This window comes from Chitinophaga niabensis (assembly GCF_039545795.1).
Taxonomy (GTDB): domain Bacteria; phylum Bacteroidota; class Bacteroidia; order Chitinophagales; family Chitinophagaceae; genus Chitinophaga; species Chitinophaga niabensis_B.
In genome coordinates this window covers 2,092,870-2,112,830 of sequence record NZ_CP154260.1, presented here as the reverse complement: position 1 = coordinate 2,112,830, position 19,961 = coordinate 2,092,870, and the positions used below count along the sequence as shown (strand labels likewise).

The window sequence follows — 19,961 nt, the reverse complement described above, 5'->3', positions numbered from 1 at the left end:
TTCATTTTCCAATATAAAAAACTTCCGCTACCTTTTCCGCCCATTCTTTATAAACCTTCCCTGATGGATGCAGTTTATCTTCTACCACACTTTCCTGTAACATGCCGGTGCTCCGGTAGCCGGTGGTAATATCTATGTAATGGAATCCTTTTTCTTTACTGACTTTCAGATTAACGGCGTTGAACTGATCAATGGCATTGTGAATAGCATTGGCATCACGATCCTGTGCAAAAGGAGTAACACCCCAGTCGGGAATACTGATCACCACTACCCTTTCCACATGATTATTGGTGAGCTGTAATGCTTTTGCAGCCAGCCATTCCAGCGTAGTTTCAAAATCCTTTACATCCATGCCGCGGTATTGGTTATTTACACCGATCAGGATACTTACCATATCATACTCCTGCTGTAAACGTACCTGCTGTATATGCGCGATAAGTTCATCACTCGTCCAGCCGGTTTTGGCAATGATCTCCGGCGCGTGGAATAATAAGCCACGATTACGCAGTAACTGCAATGCCTGGTAAGGATAATTTTCGTGTAAGGGAACGCCTTCGCCAATGGTATAAGAATCGCCCAGGGCCAGCCAGGTATTTATTTTCATCTTTTCAATTTAAGTACTTCATAAAACCTGAATACATCCATATAGGAACAATACAAAGGTGCAGGTGCCAGCCGGATCACACCTGGTTCACGATAGTCACAGATAATACCTGTTTCCATCATTTGCGCGTGAACAGCCTTTCCATTTTCGGGGAAGAATAAAGAAAGCTGTGCACCTCTCTGCGTTGGATCTTCCGGTGTGATGATCTCACATGGTAAGGGGGATTGGCGGATCAGGTGTTCCAGGTAAGCGGTGAGCTGCAAACTCTTTTCGCGTAATACATGGATACCTGCTTCCTCAAATATTTCCATAGATGCTTTCAGGGCTACCATATTAAACACCTGTGCAGTGCTGATCTGCCATCCTGCAGCTCCTTTCCTGGGCACAAAACCTTTTTCCATTTTGAAGCGGGTTTTCTCATCATTTCCCCACCAGCCACCTAAACGCGGGAAAGCAGGATCATTCCCAAAACGTTCATGTACATACAGGCCACCTGCTGCGCCGGGGCCGGCGTTCAGGTATTTATAGGAACACCAAACGGCAAAATCCACATCCCAGTTATGTAACTGTAAAGGAATATTGCCAGCCACATGCGCGAGGTCCCAACCGGCATAAGCGCCTGTTTTATGAGCTGCTGCAGTAATAGCGGGTATATCATAGAATTGGCCGGTGTAGTAATTGATGCCGCCCATCAGCACCAGTGCCAGGGTATCCTTATGGTCCTGTATGGTTTGCAGGATCACTTCCCTGCGCAATAGCTTTTCACCGGCTACAGGATGTACTTCCACAATAGCGGTTTCCGGATCAAAGCCATGGAGTTTTACGGCGGTTTCTATGGCATACTGGTCAGAGGGGAAAGCACCGGCTTCCATGATGATCTTAAAACGATCCTTCGTGGGGCGGTAAAAGCTTTGCAGGATCAGGTGAAGGTTTACGGTAAGCGTATTCATGACGGTCACTTCTTCCTCACTGCAACCCATCATAGCAGATAATCCTTTCCCGAAATTGTACTGATAGTATAACCAGGGATTTTTAGCACGAAAGTAACCTTCTACCGCCATTTCCTGCCAATCGGATAATTCCTGCTGTATAGCCGCAGTGACGCTCTTTGGTTGTAATCCGAGGGAATTGCCACAGAAATAGATACTGTCTTTTCCCTGGTGTTGCGGGAAGTGGAAACGGGATTTCAGAACGTGCAGAGGATCAAGCACATCCATGCTTTGCGCAAAAGATGCGGAGGCTTCAAATTTTGTTGTCATAAGCAGCAAGTTAGCAATTTATGACAATTCAGACCAAAAAGATTAGTAATCAACTACTTCCGCAAAAGGGAAGATTTTAATAACTGTTAAGTTTCGGTTAACAACAGTAAAAACGCTACGTTCACCAGATAAAACTGCACGTTGGCAAAATGAAGTATTGGAGGGAAAGTTCTCTGCCTATCTTTGTTAAGGTTTTTCATAGGATATGGTTAAAAAATTTATGAGGGCGGTATTCTTACCGCCCTTTTTTTATGTCCTGGGCTTTCGTCCCAACATATGTAACATCCGGGCATGGTCCCAAAGGGCATGCAGGAAAGTAGGCTGTACATTATAGGGCAAACCAAAGGCTTGCGCGGAACTATGAATGATAGGCGACAATTTAGCGTAATGCACATGGCAGATACCCGGGAACAGATGGTGTTCTATCTGGTAGTTCAATCCACCAATAAACCAGGAAAGCCATTTATTACGGGGCGCATAGTTAGTAGTGTTCAGTAACTGATGCACGGCCCAGTTCTCTTCCATCCTTTGTTCACCACCTTCATCCATTACCGGCTCAGCATAAGAAGATGTTTCCATCACGTGGGCCAGCTGGAATATACAAGCCAGCGCAACACCTGCGATCACATGCATCACGGCAAAACCTACTAATACCATCCACCAGGAAACGCCTGAGAACAGTAAGGGTAATGCAATGATATAACCGTAATAGAACAGTTTATACAAAGTAAGATGGGTGATGGCTTTTGGCAATGTGGTTTTAGCTTTCTTGAGCAGGGAGAACTGATTGTAGCGTACCAGCTGACGGTATTCTTTTACCGTCATCCAGAACAGGGTCATTACTGCGTAGAGGCACCAGGCATAAAGGAACTGAAAACGATGGAACCAGCGCAGCTTATGATTCGGAGAGAAACGCAGCAGTGCAGTGGTATCAATATCTTCGTCCAGGCCGGATACATTGGTGTAGGTATGGTGCAATATATTGTGCTGAATCTTCCAGGTAACGCTGTACCCGCCGATCATTTCCAATATATATGCCATTAGTGAGTTCACATTCTTTTTAGAAGAATAGGTACCGTGATTGGCATCGTGCATTACAGAGGTACCAATCCCTACAACCCCCAGGCCCATCAGTGCCCAGAATCCAAGATAAAGCCAGTTACTGGATGCACCAACACCGGTAACCATCAGCACATAAGGTGCTACGTAGATCAGTATCATCACCACTGTTTTCACCCACATGCCTTTAGTGGCATAACGGGATAATTTATTGGTAGTGAAATAATCATCCACTTTCGCTTTCACCATTTCGAAAAAACTGTCATTCCCCTTTGGTGCAAAGCGGACGATGGCATGTTTTTTATTCTTGTCATTCATGTTGTTAATATGTTATACGAAATTCACAAAAATGTATACCTGTAAGCTACGTTTTATTTATAGTACTCAGTGTGTTCAAAACGTTAAATAATAAACCAAGTATTTATTTGGTTTATTATTACCTTTACGCCCATTATGTTCATTACAAAGGAAAAGACCGGCTGGGCGGCATTGCTTACAGGAAACAACGGCATTAAATCAATAGCATTGGCAGGTGGCGTAATGCTTCATGCAACAGACGTTTATTTAGCCACAACTATCATGCCCTCTATCACCAGCGACATTGGTGGTTTGAATTTCTACTCCTGGGCTACTACGGTATATATTGTAGCAGCTATGATCGGTTCTGTGATCTCTTCCCGCACGCTTGTAAAACAAGGGCCCCGTGTGGCTTATAGAACAGCGATCCTTTCTTTCTCTGTTGGTGCGTTGATCTGTGCGCTGGCACCATCCATTTATATTTTACTGGCCGGCCGTTTTATCCAGGGCATCGGGGGCGGATTATTATTCGCGCTTTCTTATGCAATGGTGAGCATCGTATTTGAAGAGAAACTCTGGCCCAGGGCTATGGCATTGATCTCTGCCATGTGGGGTGTGAGTGCGTTTTCCGGTCCTTTTATTGGGGGTATTTTTGCACAGTTCGGGCATTGGCGTTCTGCTTTCTTTACTTTGCTGGGTATTGCCTTCATCATTGTACTGTTAACGGAAAAGGTATTACCGAAGAAAGAACCGGGTGGTGCGGAACCGGATAAGATCCCTTTATTTAAACTACTGCTGATCACTTTGGCGGCGCTCTCTATTTCTGTGGGAAGCATCACAGCACATATGGCTGCAAACATCGCAGGAGTTGCTGGTGCTGTTATATTACTGGGCGCATTGGTGTTAAGTGAGAAAAATTCTTCCAACCGGTTATTACCACATGGCGCCTATAAGATCTCTTCCAAACTGGGCACAACTTATCTCGTGATCTCTTTTTTAGCGATCGCTGCCACAGTTGAGATCTATGTACCTTATTTCATGCAGGAGATCCATCATTTTTCACCACTCAAAGCAGGTTACCTTACCGTACTCATTGCATTGGGCTGGTCCGCCGCATCTATTGCGTTTGCAGGAATGGATAAACATGCCAATAAAATGATCCTCATGGGACCGGTATTTATTTTTATCGGGCTGGCAGGTTTGAGTGTGGTATTACCCGGGAGTTTTAATATCATAGGGATGTCCTTGTTACTGGTATCTGTTGGTGCAGGCGTGGGAATGGGCTGGTCACATTTACTGACCAGGGTGCTCAAAGCAGCAGCGCCGGGAGAAGAAGCAAAAGCTTCTGCTTCCATTTCTATTGTGCAGTTATTGGCCACTTCCTGTGGTACTGCGCTGGCTGGCCTGGTAGCGAATTCCACAGGTGTATTATATCCCGGAGGGATGGTTGGCGCACAACAGGCGGCAGGCTGGCTGATGGGAACATTTGCGATTGCTCCCCTGCTGGCATTTGTATTACTGCTTAAGAATGGGAAGCGCCAATAGTGAGATGCTGGTAGTATATTAACGATTACGCTGGGTCCAGGATGGGTATAGGATAGTAAAACGAATGATACAGGAGTACCCTATGTGAAGGAATGGTAAAATAGTATTAAAACAGAAGGTCTTTCTGTGTTTAGACAGAAAGACCTTTCAGCTAAAATACGATTTTTTTCTTTATAATCTACGGATGCGGATATTCCATTGCGCCCTGTGAAGCCCGGTTTTTCCCTTATAATCTGCGGATGCGGATATTCCATTGCGACCTGTGAAGCCCGGTTTTTCCCTTATAATCTGCGGATGCGGATATTCCATTGCGACCTGTGAAGCCCGGTTTTTCCTTATAATCTGCGGATGCGGATATTCCTGAACCAGATCTTGTTCCCATGGTCCTTTGATCATGCTTTCAGATGTAGGTGAACAGATGCTTTTATTTCAGCGTCCTGGCCTGTTATCTCTCCATGCACTCTTAACCAGTTGCCGAAATGGGATACTTTGCAGAAGTAATGCCCGGGTTGATCTATAGCCGGAAATACGGATCCTTCTTTGATCCAGTTGATACCATCTGCTGAAATTTCTACACATGCGTTTAAACGGGCATCCTTTCCTTTTAATTCTTCTATGATCAAAAAGAAGATGGCTTCTCCTGCCCATCCGGCTTCCATAGGGTGAGAGCTCATTGTCCCTTTAAAATACTTCCTGCGCTCTACGGCAGATGCATGAAAATGTCTCATATCAATTAATAATTATTCGCCTGAAATAACAACCGAGTCTGCATAAAAGAATACCCGCCTGTCTGTATCGTTTTCCACCCACATACTTGGATTGAACAAACCTTTTATTCTCGCATAGGGAGCGGTAAGTGTGGGTTTCATCCCTCTGAGGTCAAAGATCTTACTGCCGGACTGCAATTCCACATATTCTCTCTTTTCTGTGTCTATCAGCAGGCGCAGGTAACTCCAGTTGATCTTGTCGTCACTTTCATTGTAGCAGAGGTCCTGGTAACCATCGGGGATAAATTCAAAACCATCTGTGGAACCATCTGCATAACGTTTGCCGTACCACATGGCATCGATGCCCATTTTACACCAGTCGTTCTCCACGCCATAGGCCCATTCCACATCCGTTACTTCCTTTGCTTTAAAGATCTGCCAGCGGCGCACCATTTCTCCATTCACGGCATTCAGATAGCGGGCACCAATGAAATAGCGGTATTCATCATCCTGGATATCAAAGAAAATTCCGAATGCGCGCATGGCCTGTTCGCTGAGTCCCTGCCTGTCCTGTTCAGGTGTATAGGCATACCACATTTCATACTGGCGCAAGCCTTTGGGAAGATGTGTGGTCAAACGTTTTATGCCATGTGATAAACTACCGGGTGCAGGTGCTTCTGTATAAGGATTTGCTGCCTGGCGGGTGGATAATTTCAAGGAGTATGTACCATCCATGGAACCATGTGTGCCTGCCAGCCTGAAACTGGCACTGCTCAACATCAGCGGCCCCCATTGTGTTTTATCCACATGGCTGTACCGCAGTGTATTGAAATCTTTCCCGACATAATTAGGATGCAGGTCCATCCAGCCGTTCAGGCCTTTATCAAAATCATCATAACAAATGATCTTTTTCAGCGGCTGGTATTTGTTCATCCCTGCATCCAGCGCAATAACATGTTCCATATTTATTTCTCTTTTAAATGATCTTTGATCGTATAATAAGTAAGTCCCTGTAACCCTCTTCTGCCCGGCAGGATGCAACTGGCCAGGTAACCGATGATGTAACAGCTCAGGAAACCGATAGCGCTGTATAACCAGAAGCTAAGTGGTGTATATGTTTTAACGCAGTACAGGATCAAACCACTGCTGATCGCTCCGATCAATGCACCGGTGGCATTGGCCTTTTTAGTGAAGATGCCCAGCATGAAGAGCCCGGTGGAGGCACCAATGAATAAACCTGTGATCTCCTGGAATACATCAAGGATGGAATTCACACCCATAAATACCAGGACCACGGAAAGGCCAGTTGCAAATACGCCAAGGATCACGGTGGCGATCTTTGCTACTTTTGCTGTTTCCCGTTGTGTAAGGTCCTTTTTATACCTGCCGTAGAAATCTGTGGTGAAAATAGTGGCTACGCTGTGTATGTGACTTTCGAGGGTAGCCATAGACGCGGCAAAGATGGCTGCAATGATCAGCCCGCTGAGTCCTACCGGTGCATGCTGTGCAATGAACATCGGAAGGATGCCATCCGTAGTAACGGAGGGATTGAGTTGTTCAGGATGTTGTTTATAGAAGATGTACAACGCTGTTCCCAAACCGTAGATCACAATGGCCCAGGGTATGGATACTGCCACGTCTGCCCATACACTTCTTTGTGCCTGTTTAAGGTCCTTGCTGACCATATATCGTTGCACTACTGCCTGATCGCTGGTGAGGTTGCCTAAACGGATGAAGATATTCCCGATCAGGATCACTATCAAAGAGGAAGAAGTAAAATTCCAGTCCGCCTGCCCCAGGCTGAATTTCTGATCTGCTATGCCTTGTGTGAAAAAATCAGACAGGCCTCCCTTCAAACCTATAATCGCCAATACCGCGCAAACCAAGGCCCCGCCGAATAATAATACCGCCTGTACCACTTCTATCCATATCACTGCTTCAATACCTCCTACTACAGTATATACCGTGCTCAGCACACCCATGATCATGATACAGGTAATGATATCCAATGGGGTAACGGCGGATAATGCCAAGGAAGGAAGATAGAGTACCAGCCCCATGCGTGCCAGTTGGTAGAACACAAACACCGAAGCAGCAAAGAGCCTTGCGCCTGAATTGAACCGTTCTTCCAGGTAATGATAAGCACTCGCCACATTCAGTTTTCTGATGAAGGGAATATAAGCTTTGGTTACGATGGGCACTGCAATAAACCAGGTGAATACACCAGCGAAATAGGCCCAGTTAATAGCATAAGCTTTAGCCGGTATGCTCATGAATCCTATAGCACTTACCTGTGTGGCCATGATACTGATCCCCGCCACCCAATAAGGGATATTCTTACTTCCCAGCAGGTAATCATCCGTTTTTTTGCGGGAGAAGTAATAACTCATCAATGCCAGTATCAGGAGGTAAATGACCAGCGTGCTGTAATCGATCCAGCCGAACTTACTTTTTTGCCTGGCAGTTTGTAATGCAGCAATCTGTATCTGGCTGGTGCGAACGCCGGGGCGCAATTCTCCTCCTACCAGCATAAGCTGGTTATTCCAGCGTACGGCTGTAGCCCCTGCTACACCTGTAGGTACATCGTTCAGTTTTATCCAGGTATCCGTGATGGTATGATAGGCCAGCACTTCTTTTACCATGTGATAATCATCTTTCAGCTCAATTGCCTTATTTGCATCATGCCCGTCTGATCCACTGAATAAGATCACATGTGTTGGGCCCAACACTATAGCAGGACTGAACCATGCCGGCCTTGGCAATGCGGCCAGTGTTTTCCATGTACGTTTATTGGTATTATAAGCAAAGGCATCTTTTAAATATCCCGCCGTTCCTTTACCACCAAAGAGGTAAAGGCATTCGTACTCTCCATTGCTCTGCGTGAGCATCACTGCGCCTGTTCTTGCTGCCCCCGGCCAGGATGGCAGTGCCTGCCATTCAGGTTTTGTAAGGTCCAGTTTCCAGAAACCCTGAGATGGCTGACCTGCATCATCCAGCCCGGCAGCAACATAAATATTGTTACCAGCTTTGGCTGTTGACAGAGAAGAGAGTTTCGCAGGAAGGCGAGGGTAGTTTGTATCTGTTTCAACTTTGTTTGTTACAGGATTCCAGCGCAGTAAGAATACTTTATCCGAATTGCTTTTACCATTGGTACCCCCTATCACCAGCAAACCATTGTTTGTATTCACTACTGCCGCATTCGCTAAAGGGAAAGGCAGATTGCCTGCTTCCTTCCAGTTCATGGTTTTATCATCGGTGGTAACATAGATCCTGTCGTAAATGATCTTCTGCCCTCCTTCCTGAATGGGTTGATTAAAATTGCTGCCACCGGCCACAATCAAAGCACCGTTACTGATACCTGTTATGGTATTGCTTAATCCTTCCTTCACCGGCAACTCCTGTGTTCTGTTCCATGAAAACCACTGTTGCGCCTGCACCTTTAAAGAGAACAACACTACACAGAGCAGGTATATATATTTCTTCATATTATTTCTTATCTAATCTAAAACGGGCCAGTGACACCGTGTCCGGCATATGTTTATTTCCTCCATGCCCATACAGGCAAATGATGCTTTTATCTGGCAGCACGGCTAAGTCTGAATAAGTAGCGCTGCCTTCCTGCAGCAATCTATCCGTTACCCAGGTATTACCATCATCTTTACTTAGCCTGATGGTGAGGTCTCTTCTTTTCTTAAGGTCAGCAGGTTGCGATACGAGTATGATATTAGGCTTTGAGGCATAACGCACTAATCCAATATCACATACACTGCCCGTGAGTCCTTTATCATATACTATCGGAGAAGACCAGGTGATCCCTTTATCCTTGCTGACCACCTTTGCCTGATAAGAACCATCTTCTCCTGCATGTGTACGCCCGATCAGCAGGATATCTCCATTTGATTTCGTTACGATCTGTGATTCATTAAATTGACCAACAGGTGCGTCCTCTCCCACTTTCCAGGTTTTACCATGATCATCGCTGTAGATACAATTAACGCCGTAAGCTCTTTCTGCAGCAGCGAAGGAAATAGATCTCCTGTGCCATACCGGAACGAGCAGGCGTTTGTTCTTCCATTGAATACCATGGCCGGGACCGGGCAGGTGGAAGGTCCAGCCTTGTTTATTGTTCTCAAAGATGGAAGTGATCTCTGTTGCGTTGGACCATGAAAGGCCATCATCCTTACTGCTGATATAGAATACCTGTGTACTGGTGTTGTGATGATTGAGGGCATAAAAGAGGAACAACTCCTTTGTTTTAATATCCTGTACAATCGTGGGATTCGTCCAGGATTGGCCATCTACGCTTTTCACGAGGATGACAGAAGGAGAAAAGGAATTTCCTTTATCTGTACTTCGTTTCAAAACGATATGGTGTGCGCCATCGTCTTTACTTTCTGTTATCCGGGCTTCGGCAAAAGCCAGTATGGTTCCTTTATCCGTTACCGTGAGGCCATAAACGAAGTGTGCTAAGATGTTATCCTCGTTTGCTGCCCACAGTGTTGTTTTCTGCCCCTTCGCCAGGAAGGGGCAGATCAGCAGCAGTATGATCTTTATTACTTTCATTACCATTCTGGATTCTGTATGATCTTAGGATTCAGTTTTATTTCATTGGCCGGGATAGGGAACAACAGATTTTTATCTGTAACCGGATAGGTAGGATGAATAGCCTTGATGGTTTCCACCAGTCTTTTTGTTCTTACCAGGTCAAACCAGCGATGGCCTTCAAACCCCAGCTCCAGCACACGTTCATTCAACACGGCATCCCGGAAGGCATCTTTCGTTAAGCCGGACAGGTCAGCCGGTGTGGCGGAAGGATTGGTTCCGTTCCGCTTTCTCGCTCTTCCCCTGATGGCATTGATCATGGCGTATGCATCAGCAACAGGTCCTGAGATCTCATTCAGTGCCTCAGCCCTCATGAGATAAACATCCGACATCCTGAGCACTACAAAGTTGCCGGAAAAGGCAGCAGCATCCCTCGTTGTGCTGGTTTTATTGATATACTTTTTAGCAGGACTGGGATAAGGTACTGCCAATTGTTGCCAGGTGATGGTATTTCCGTTCTTATCAGGCCCTGAAGTATAAAAGGTACATTCTTTACGGTAATCGTTATCAGGATATTTGTTGAAATAAGTCACCTCACTGGCAATAGATCCTCCGTCAGAAGCCGCCTGGCCGGGTATTACATACATTCCTCTTGGTAAAGAGAAAGAACCTAAGACGCATAACTCGCTGGAAGTAGTTAAAACACGGTCTCCCTGCCATTCAAATAGTGATTCTTTATTAAATTCATCCTCTCCTCCTATTGCTTTTTCATAATCCGGCAATAGTACGTGTTCCGGCATAGCCAATACTTCATTGCAGAGGTCCGCACATTTCTGATAATCATCCGCCTGTTTAGCTGCTGAGGATGCCTTCGTCAGATAGACCTTTGCCAGCAAAGCTTTTGCAGCTCCTTTCCTGGCCCGTCCATTCTGATTGGAAGGCGCCAGGTGCAAACCTGCGAATTCAAGGTCTGCGATGATCAGGGCATACACATCACTGATTGGTGAACGGGCAATATCCACTTCGCTGATAGCGGTTACTTCTTTTGCCACAAGCGGCAGATCGCCCCATAACCTTACGCCATAAAAATAACTCAGTGCCCTGAGGAAATGTGCTTCTGCCAGGTATTGCGTTTTCAGGTTTTCATCCATGTTGATCTTCGCTACCCTGTTGAGTACAATGTTAGCCTGGTTGATAGCTGCATACATGGAATTCCATACCCTGGATACATCATCGTTATCTGCAACGTAGCTGAACTGATCCAGGGGTTGCTGTGCTGTAAGTGTGGGAGGTAATGCTTCATCAGAAGCGTACCAGGTAATGTAATGCAGCCTTCTGGCCATATATGATTCACCGCCACTGCCCAATGCATCGTAAGCACCTGTTAGTGCTATAAATGCATCTTCGGCTGTTTTATAATAGTTCTCCGGTGCCAGGAAACTTTTGGGCTCTTCTTCCAGGAATTTTGCACAGGAAGTGAATGAAACACCAGCGAGTACGAGCAAAGCAGTGGCTATATTTTTAGTGGTTGTTTGCATGGTTTTAGAGTTTAAGGTTTATGCCGAACATGAGTGTGGTTGCAGTAGGATATCCTCCGCCACCATCGGGATCATAGCCGATGTAATCTGTTTTGGTCAGCAGGTTCTGGCCGGACAGATACACACTGGAACCTGAGCGGAAAGTATAACTCAGCTGTACATTCCTTATTTTCAGATAAGATGCATCCATCAACTGATATGTAGAAGTAAGTACATTGCTGTAACCTGCTCTTGGTATATTGCTGTTGGGATTGGACGGCGTCCATCTGTTCAAAAGGTTCAGGGATTTATTACCTGTGCCGGAAGGATCATTTAAACCTGTGCCCTCTGTTCTGTCTGCGCCCGCAGCTCCCTGCAGGAATACCGTTAAACTGAAATTCTTATATCCGAATACATTACTGATGCCATAGGTGAATTCAGGCAGGGAATTCCCCATTACAATCCTGTCGTCCGCATTCAGGAAACCATCGCCGGTAACATCTTTATATCTTGCGTCTCCTGGTTTAACATTGGTTTGCACGGTCTGTGCATCAATTTCGGCCTGCGTATGAAATACTCCTTCATACACATATCCAAGGAAGTTGCCGGGAGGATAACCAACAAACAAGGTGGTAGAAGTGGCACGGCCCAGGGAGGTGATCTTTGATTTATTATGCCCAAGGTTCATATCGGCCGTCCAGGTGAAATCACCGGTAAAGATGTCTCCACCCAGGCTTATTTCAAATCCTTTGTTCTGTAAGCCACCTGTATTATAGAGTGCGCTGCTATAACCGGAATAGGCTTGCAGGTCGATCGTGAACAAGAGGTTCCGCGTATCTTTCTTATAATAATCTGCTGTTAATCTCAGGCGGTTATTGAAGAAGGCGGCATCCAATCCAATATCCCACTGCCCTGTTTTCTCCCATTTCAATTCTCCGTTTTCCAATCTTGTATGCCTTGCAGCAGGTACCAGTTTGTTATCGAAGATATAGGCGTTGGAAGTGGTTAAAGTGGCGAGGGACTGATAACTTCCGATCTCCTGGTTACCGGTAAGCCCATAGCTGCCTCTTAATTTCAGATCGGAAATGAATTTCAGGTCTTTCATAAAAGGCTCTTCAGATAACCGGTATCCCAGTGCTACAGAAGGGAAATAGCCCCATTTATTATCTGCGCCGAATTTAGAAGAACCATCCGCCCTGAAAGATGCCGTCAGCAGGTATTTATTATCATACTGATAATTGACCCTGCCGATGAAAGAGGCCATGCTCCATTCTGTTAAAGAAGAACCAATGATCGTAGCGCCGGTAGCACTGCCAATGGAATTGAGTCCTAACCGGTCGTCCGCAAAACCGGAAGGTTCTGTGGTAGCGCTAAAGTCTTGTTCTTTTTGCCAGGTAAAACCGCCCAGCAATTCCAGGTTGTGTTTCTGCTTAAAGATCTTTGTATACCGTACCGTGTTTTCGTTGAGAACATTCGTGACCTTTCTTTCTCCGATCATGCCCAGGCCGCCTAAAAGTCCTCCTATATAGGTGGTTGCCCTGGGATAATATTCCTGGTTACTCCTGTTGGTAAGGTTGATACCGAGCAGCGATCTGAAGGTGAGGTTTTCTATTGGTTTGTATTCGAGTGCTACATTTCCCAGGAAGTTATCTCCTTCCAGTTTGTTCTTTACGCTGAGTAAAGAAGCTACAGGGCTTTCTGCTTTTGCAGCATTGTACCAGTAATCCACATAATCTCCGTTCTCATCAAATACAGGAATGGTGGGGGATGTTTCGTAGATCTTCTCTCCTACAGACCTCACGTTGCCGCTGCCTGCTCCTGTTGTAGGTACAGAGCGGTTGATGGTTCTGCTGTAAGACAAAGACTGTGAAACTTTTACTTTCTCATTGATCTTCGCATCTGCATTTACGCGGAAGGAATATCGCTTCATGTTTGAATTGATCACAATACCATCCTGGTTATAATAGTTACCGGAAACAAAGTATTTCAGGTTTCCTTTTCCGCTGGATAAAGATACCTGGTGGTTCTGGATCATGGCAGGCCGGAACAGTTCATCCTGCCAGTCTGTTCCTTTTCCAATGGAATCCGGTTTAGCAAAAGGGATGGGCAGGTTGCGGGTTTGTGCCCAGTCGTTCAGGAATGCAGCATGCTGCGTTCCATTCATCAGCTTCAGTTTGTTTGCTACTGTTTGCACGCCATAATAACCATTGTAATCTACGGCCACCCTGTTGCCTGATCCGCGTTTGGTAGTGATGATAATTACCCCGTTAGATCCTCTTGAGCCATAAATAGCGGTGGCAGAAGCATCTTTCAATACCTGGATGGATTCAATATCATTCGGGTTCAGTGAAGCCAATGCATTGGTGGCAGTGAATGTTCCATAGGAAGTACCCGAAGGATCTTTACTGCTGTTGTAAACAGGCACATCATCAATTACAAAAAGCGGTTCGTTACCGGCATTCAGTGAGCTGGCTCCCCTGATGCGGATATTCAGCCGTCCTCCGGGAGCTCCGGAAGCCTGTGAAACATCCACACCGGCAGCCCTTCCCTGTAATAACTGGTCCACACTCACAGCCGGTTGGTTTTTGATCTTACTGGCTGATATAGTAGAGATAGAACCTGTGATATCTTTTCGTTGTTGTGTACCATAACCCACCACTACTACTTCCTGTACAGAAGCAGCAGAAGGATCCAGCACGATATTTATTTTAGTCTGTCCGTTGAGCTTTACTTCCTTTGTTTTATAACCAACGTAGGAAATGATCAATGTAGCATTGGGGTCTGAAACGCGGATGGTATAACGACCTGCAGAGTCAGACCTGGTGGCGTTTGTTTTTCCTTTTTCCAGTATCCCTGCTCCGGGCAGGCTTTCTGCATTTTCCGAAGAGGTGATGGTACCTGTTATGACCTGTGCGCCTGCAGAAAGCAGCAGCCCACAGAGCATACATAACGTAATCATTAATTTCTTCATGGCATTAGTTTTTTCATAACGGTGAAAGCTTATTGGCGTGCGAGCCTGTCTGTTTCGGACAGCGAAAAGCGGGTGCTCACTATGGAATTTTTGTTCTCTCCGGACCGGTATTTAATGTAAGTAGTGGCCACGAATGTTTGGTCCGGCAGTAGTTCCAGGCCGCTGTATCCGCAATCCCATGTTTTATAACTGTGGAGTAGTTTTATGCGGTATTGTCCGGGTTTGCCCTGGATGATATCTTCATAGGTACCTACCCAGGCCATGTAATGATCTTTTGTGGCGCTTTTCTTTCCAGTGTCCCTGAAAACCACTACCAGTCTGCCATCCGGACTGTATTTTGCTTTGTGTCTGTCTCCCCATAATCCTTCAGGGAGTGGTTTGATCGTGGACCATGTTCTTCCTTCATCATCACTGAGCATGTATAGCGAGATCTTGTAATCGTTTTCTCTTATTAAGCAAAGCAGTTGTTTACCATTCGGAGATCTTATGATCTCCGGCTCGCAGGGCTTCAGGCCCATGGTATCTAAAGTTGTTTGTAATGGCGACCAGGTGAGTCCGCCATCTTCAGAGATGCTTTGTACGAGGATACATGATTTCTTTTCTACCTTTTCGCCGGGTCTTCTTTGGTTGGTCATGCCCAGTAATCGCTTGCCGCCGTCTATTGGTATGATGGTACAGAATGGCATGCCTGTGAGATCCAGGCCGTTGCTTTTCATCGGGCCCCAGGTATTGTTTTTTAGTATGGCCTGCTGCATCTGGTGATCAGGTCCGCTTCCTGCGAATGCGATGACGTTTTGCCCTCCATCCGGGCGGGGTAAGAGATAAACTGCAGGGCAGTTTACAGCGGCACTCCAGTTTTCAGGTACAGGCTGGGGTACCCAGGTAAGTCCGCCATCGTCACTTCTTTTTGCCGGGCCGCATTTACCGCCATGGCCATAGGTCCATACACAGTGGATTGTTTTTCCATCCGGCAGCAGTACGGTGGTAGGCTGGCCGTTATAAATATCCGGTGTACCCTGTGCTACTACTACCTGCCGGGTGGAGTCTGCTGATAGATCTACAACAGGCAAAACCGACCGGCTTCCGGAAATAAAAGGCATAAAGAGGCCTGTAAGCAAAAGTATCTTGCTTAAAGTCATAACTGTGGAGATTTGATTATGTGAAGGTGATATGTTCTATATGTACTACATATTGACAAATCTAAAAAATAATTCCTAAGCTTTCCTAATTTTTTTTGCTTAAAACCCGGGGATGTTTGCTGGGAGGGGGATTGGGGTTATTTTATGCGATCAAAATGGGGTTTCAGGTGCTCGTACATCGCTTTCTTAAAATCTTCTTGGGGTTATTTTATGCGATCAAAGTGAGGCTTCAGATGTTCGTACATCGCTTTCTTAAAATCTTCTTGGGGTTATTTTATACGATCAAAGTGAGGCTTCAGATGTTCGTACATCGCTTTCTTAAAATCTTCTTTAGTGCCGTTCTTTAAGATATTCACCAATCCCCTGTGGTCTATCTTACCACTGGTGGGTTTATCAACAAGGGTGATCACATAAGCGAAAACAGGGAGCAGCATGATCTGGAAACGCTTGAGGGTACTGTTACCCGTCATTTCATAAAGTTTACCATGAAAAGCGATCTCATTCTTTACGAGGAAGGACTTGTCTTTATTGATCTCACTGTTGGCAATCTCTTCCAGTTCATCAATATCATCCTCCGTCATGCGGGCATATAATAAGTCTGCCAGTCCCATTTCCAGGACCAGGCGCAGTTCAAATACATCTCTTAAGGTGGTATCGTCTATAATGAGGGGGTCCAGTACCCGCTCAAAGGCTTGCAGGATATCCGGGCTGGCCAGTACCATGCCTTTGCGTTTACGGGTTTCGATCATGCCTAACATGCGTAAACGGCTCAGGGCCTCTCTGACTACATTCCGGCTTACGCCCAGCGCTTCGGCGAGGTCTGTTTCCTTGGGGAGGGCATCACCCGGTTTAAAGGACATCTTCTTGAGATACTGGCGGAGTTTGACTTCTACCGAATCAGCCATTGTATTGGCCCTTACGCGCCCGAGGTTTTTGCTCAGATCGTTTTTATCATCTTCTTTCATCATGCTCAGATAGCTTTGTCCATTATGTACTACAAATATACAAAGTGTATCGATTCCCCCTAAAAAAGATTACCTGGCGTTTTTGAGGCGCCAGGTAAAACCATTAATATTTCTGATCTGTAGCTGGTTCTCAGCTATAATGATCAGCAGCTTGCTTTTGAGCAGCATTGTGATCTACTAGTTATTCAGTAACATCTCAATCTGCAGCTTGAGTTTCGTTTCCACTTCTGCTCCTTCAAATCCGATGTTGGCAAACTGTATATTTCCTTCCTTATTAATAATATAAGTGGCAGGGATGATATTGAATTTGAACTTATCTCCGATAGCGGGATCTGTATTATAGTACACGGGGAAGGAATACTTCTTATGCCCGCTCCAGCCCTGTGCATCTTTCAGCGTGTTGCGTGCGCCGCTGTTAACAACCAGGAAAGCAATGTCCGGGTTGTTCCTGTATTTATCGTAGATCTTCTGGAGGTAGGGCATTTCTTCCATGCAGGGAATACACCATGTAGCCCAGAAATCAATGACCAGGATCTTGTTCTTCCAGGTTTCCGGAGGAACGGGCTCTCCTTTCATATCAACAAAAGTATTCAATGTGGGAACAGGTCTGTTGGTGCGGAGTTTCGCTATTTTCTCCTGCAGCAGTTTTTCCCGGAGCACCTGTAATTCCGCCAGCCTGGCCGTATTGCCGGTTTGCTGAAAGAACACCGTGGCGTTATCCAGTGTTTCCTTATCTGATGATAATTGCAAGGCTTTATCCATATTACGTATAGCTTGCGGTAACCGGCCAGCTTTCATGTCTATCAGTGCTATGATGGACAGCAGGTTGGCGGAAGATCTATCAAACACCGCTTTCCGGGTGCTATCATTGGCATAAGGCAGGATATACCCTGTTTCCGGAAAATGACGGATGATGCCGGTAGGGAATTTATCTGCCATGGCCAGTGAACGCTGTGCATAAGCACGTGCAGAATCCAGCGCAATGTTATTCTCCATGAGCGTTTGCGCGATCATCTTCAGTGTTTCCGGTTTATAGGGGCTATCATCATTTCTGGAGAATTTAGGTGCATGCAACAAAGCTTTGCTGCTGTTCTTCTTAGCTGCGTATAATTCAAATAACCGGCGGTGCATGGCTGAAAAGGAAGCAGCGTTCTGGTTTGTTTCCTTCTTTAACTCCTTTTCAAACAGGGCGATTTGTTTAGCCGTGTCCTTTTCTTTGGAGATCATGTCTGTCACCAGGTCGCGGCCTACTTCTGAGTCTGGGTATTTCTCCCGGATCACTTTGCGGATAGAATCGAGGCGGCTGTTCTCTCCTATGATCAGATATCCCATCGTTACTTTGTTGATGTTTCCCATAACGGTGGGCGCTTCATAAAACTTATCTGCAATCACTTTCTGCGCCTGTTCCCTGAGCCACTTTTTGTCCTTATCGTCTGCTTTGCTCATTTTATATACGAGTAAACGCAGCTTTGCTTCATAGTTGGCGGGATACAGCGTTAGCTCTTTTTCATATTGCTCCGCCTGTTTTACGGCCACCTCAGGAGATTTTCTCATTTGTGCGCTGAGGCTGTATCCCCTGTACAGGTTGCTATTCTGTACAGGCGTTTTATTTTCATACACCATCACTTCATAATGACTATCTGCTCCCGGTTTCTGAATAGCCTCGCCACTTTGCAGGTAGAAAGTAGCAAAGGCGGCAAATTTAGCCAGCACGAAAGAAGCTGTCCATACTTCTCCTTTCTTTTCCATGTCTATCCGCCAGGGTAGATCATAAAAAGTGGAATAAGAGAAAACGAGCGTAACAGTTGTAGCGCTGGCAGGTATTTGTGCTCCCGCAGCAGCAGGATCATATGTGACAGTCACAGTTTGACCCCGTTGCGGGTATTGCGGTGAAATCGTCACTGCCTGCTGGGCTAATGTGATCTTTCCTATAAAGATGAACAGGATGGCTATTAATCGTTTCATTATTTGTACCCTTCATTCTGCGTGAGAAATACATTCGTTCTGACAGCATCGCTGGGGATGGGATAGATGGTATCCGTAGCCTGCCAGTTAGCGCCTTTGATAGGACCGAGCACTGCGGTTGATCTGTTTGTACGTTTCAGATCAAACCAGCGGTGTCCCCATTCTACAAAGAGTTCCATCTTACGTTCTTTTTCTACGGCACTGATGAGTGCTGCCTTATCCAGGTTGGTGGGCAATGCAGTTAAACCTGCACGCATACGGATGGAATCAAGATCTGCACGGCCGGTTTCCAGTTTATCCTGCTGCACGCGTGCTTCTGCACGGATCAGGAATTGTTCTGCGACACGCATTACCATGGAAAATTCTGTTACTGCGCCGCCGAGGTTGGTGCGCACCTTGTATTTCAGGGGCAGGTAATAAGTAGCACCTGCAGTTGTTTTGCGGAAGTCTGTCCATTTGGCCAGCCGTTGATCACCTGCTTCAAATTTGCGAATGAAGTTGATGGTATCCAGCCTGAATAAGGCAGTAGCTACAGGTGTTGCAGGCGTTGACGCAAAACCTTCCCAGGTATTGCGGCCGCCGGCCACATTCACCGGTTGCAATTGCCAGATAGCTTCCCGGCTGTTGGCGAGGAACACAGTGTTCAGATCTTTCAGCAAAGAATACTGGCCATTAGTGATCACTTCATTTGCTTCTGCTTCAGCCAGTGCCCATTGTTTGTTGTACAGGTAAGTTCTGGCCAGCAAAGCAGTAGCTGCTGCTTTATTCGGGCGGATCCGCTGACCGGTAGGATAATTAGCACCCATCAGCTTTTTAGCTTCTGTAAGATCGCTGATGATCTGTGCGTATACCGCGGCAGTTTTCTCTCTTGGCTTTACATTGTTCACTCTCCAATCTGTGCTGGTGATCAAGGGAACATCGCCATACATATTCACCAGATAGAAGTGAAAGAAAGCACGCATAAAATAAGACTCACCCAATAACTGATCCTTCACAGCAGGAGTTAATCCCTGTGCTACGGAAAGCCCTTCTATGCACGCATTCGTCTGATAGATATAACTGTATTGATCTCTCCACATGCTTTGTACATACTGGCTGCTGGGCAGCAGATTGTTCATCAGGAATACATCGTAGTTGGCAAAGTTTGTATAATAATACATATCATCTGCCTGCATGGCAGAGAGATAACTCAGCAATACGTTTGCGAAATAATAGTTCAGCTGGTTCATGTCGCTGTATAACCCGGTAACGGAAGCCGTAGCCGTTTTATCATCTGTAAAAACCAGGCTCGAGGCCAGTTCGTTCTTTGGCGTTGGTGTTTCCACATACTTTGAACAGGAGAACAAAGTGAGTGAAAAACCGATGAGCAGTATATGAAGTTTTTTCATTGT

Annotated in this window: 15 protein-coding genes; 1 reads left to right on the top strand and 14 read right to left on the bottom strand. The window is 45.9% G+C overall.

Features of this window, described 5'->3' with window-relative positions; translation table 11 throughout:
- Position 1: 1 nt before the first annotated feature.
- The 3 genes from AAHN97_RS08410 to AAHN97_RS08400 all read right to left on the bottom strand — a co-directional run bounded on the left by AAHN97_RS08410 (position 2) and on the right by AAHN97_RS08400 (position 3,240).
- A complete protein-coding gene (locus tag AAHN97_RS08410) occupies positions 2-604 on the bottom strand; it encodes an SGNH/GDSL hydrolase family protein (protein WP_343307128.1) in 603 nt (200 codons plus the stop codon).
- Positions 601-1,863 carry a kynureninase gene (gene kynU, locus AAHN97_RS08405; protein ID WP_343307127.1) on the bottom strand — a complete coding sequence of 421 codons (1,263 nt, stop codon included), beginning with the start codon at positions 1,861-1,863 and terminating at the stop codon, positions 601-603. Before kynU ends, AAHN97_RS08410 begins: the two co-directional genes overlap by 4 nt.
- Positions 1,864-2,112: 249 nt before the next feature.
- Positions 2,113-3,240, bottom strand: coding sequence for a fatty acid desaturase family protein (locus tag AAHN97_RS08400; protein ID WP_343307126.1), 1,128 nt, complete (start codon positions 3,238-3,240; stop codon positions 2,113-2,115).
- 135 nt (positions 3,241-3,375) lie between these two features.
- On the opposite strand from AAHN97_RS08400, the gene AAHN97_RS08395 reads away from it, so the two are divergent.
- A complete protein-coding gene (locus AAHN97_RS08395; RefSeq protein ID WP_343307125.1) occupies positions 3,376-4,764 on the top strand; it encodes an MFS transporter in 1,389 nt (462 codons plus the stop codon).
- 171 nt (positions 4,765-4,935) lie between these two features.
- Here the strand turns inward: AAHN97_RS08395 and AAHN97_RS08390 are convergent, their stop codons facing one another.
- From AAHN97_RS08390 to AAHN97_RS08340, 11 genes are all read right to left on the bottom strand, one after another.
- The gene (locus tag AAHN97_RS08390) at positions 4,936-5,160 is read right to left on the bottom strand and encodes a hypothetical protein (protein ID WP_343307124.1); all 225 of its coding nucleotides are present in this window, start codon (positions 5,158-5,160) and stop codon (positions 4,936-4,938) included.
- Positions 5,157-5,492: a hypothetical protein gene (locus AAHN97_RS08385; RefSeq protein ID WP_343307123.1), complete on the bottom strand. Its 336-nt coding sequence runs from the start codon at positions 5,490-5,492 to the stop codon at positions 5,157-5,159. Before AAHN97_RS08385 ends, AAHN97_RS08390 begins: the two co-directional genes overlap by 4 nt.
- A gap of 12 nt (positions 5,493-5,504) precedes the next feature.
- Positions 5,505-6,434, bottom strand: coding sequence for a DUF6772 family protein (locus AAHN97_RS08380; protein ID WP_343307122.1), 930 nt, complete (start codon positions 6,432-6,434; stop codon positions 5,505-5,507).
- Positions 6,435-6,436: 2 nt separating this feature from the next.
- Positions 6,437-8,956, bottom strand: a complete 2,520-nt coding sequence (locus tag AAHN97_RS08375) for a sodium:solute symporter family transporter (protein ID WP_343307121.1) — start codon at positions 8,954-8,956, stop codon at positions 6,437-6,439.
- Position 8,957: 1 nt separating this feature from the next.
- Entirely contained in the window at positions 8,958-10,034 is a 1,077-nt protein-coding gene (locus AAHN97_RS08370; RefSeq protein ID WP_343307120.1) for a sialidase family protein, read from the bottom strand.
- Complete coding sequence (locus tag AAHN97_RS08365) at positions 10,034-11,551, bottom strand: RagB/SusD family nutrient uptake outer membrane protein (RefSeq protein WP_343307119.1); 1,518 nt, start codon at positions 11,549-11,551, stop codon at positions 10,034-10,036. The genes AAHN97_RS08370 and AAHN97_RS08365 overlap by 1 nt, the downstream gene beginning before the upstream one ends.
- Before the next feature lie 4 nt (positions 11,552-11,555).
- The gene (locus AAHN97_RS08360; protein WP_343307118.1) at positions 11,556-14,501 is read right to left on the bottom strand and encodes a SusC/RagA family TonB-linked outer membrane protein; all 2,946 of its coding nucleotides are present in this window, start codon (positions 14,499-14,501) and stop codon (positions 11,556-11,558) included.
- A gap of 29 nt (positions 14,502-14,530) precedes the next feature.
- Positions 14,531-15,640, bottom strand: coding sequence for a sialidase family protein (locus tag AAHN97_RS08355; protein ID WP_343307117.1), 1,110 nt, complete (start codon positions 15,638-15,640; stop codon positions 14,531-14,533).
- A gap of 269 nt (positions 15,641-15,909) precedes the next feature.
- Positions 15,910-16,608 carry a FadR/GntR family transcriptional regulator gene (locus AAHN97_RS08350; protein WP_343307116.1) on the bottom strand — a complete coding sequence of 233 codons (699 nt, stop codon included), beginning with the start codon at positions 16,606-16,608 and terminating at the stop codon, positions 15,910-15,912.
- A gap of 174 nt (positions 16,609-16,782) precedes the next feature.
- On the bottom strand, positions 16,783-18,570 hold the full coding sequence (locus AAHN97_RS08345; protein WP_343307115.1) for a TlpA disulfide reductase family protein: 1,788 nt from the start codon (positions 18,568-18,570) through the stop codon (positions 16,783-16,785).
- On the bottom strand, positions 18,570-19,958 hold the full coding sequence (locus AAHN97_RS08340; protein ID WP_343307114.1) for a RagB/SusD family nutrient uptake outer membrane protein: 1,389 nt from the start codon (positions 19,956-19,958) through the stop codon (positions 18,570-18,572). The genes AAHN97_RS08345 and AAHN97_RS08340 overlap by 1 nt, the downstream gene beginning before the upstream one ends.
- Between the last annotated feature and the right edge of the window lie 3 nt (positions 19,959-19,961).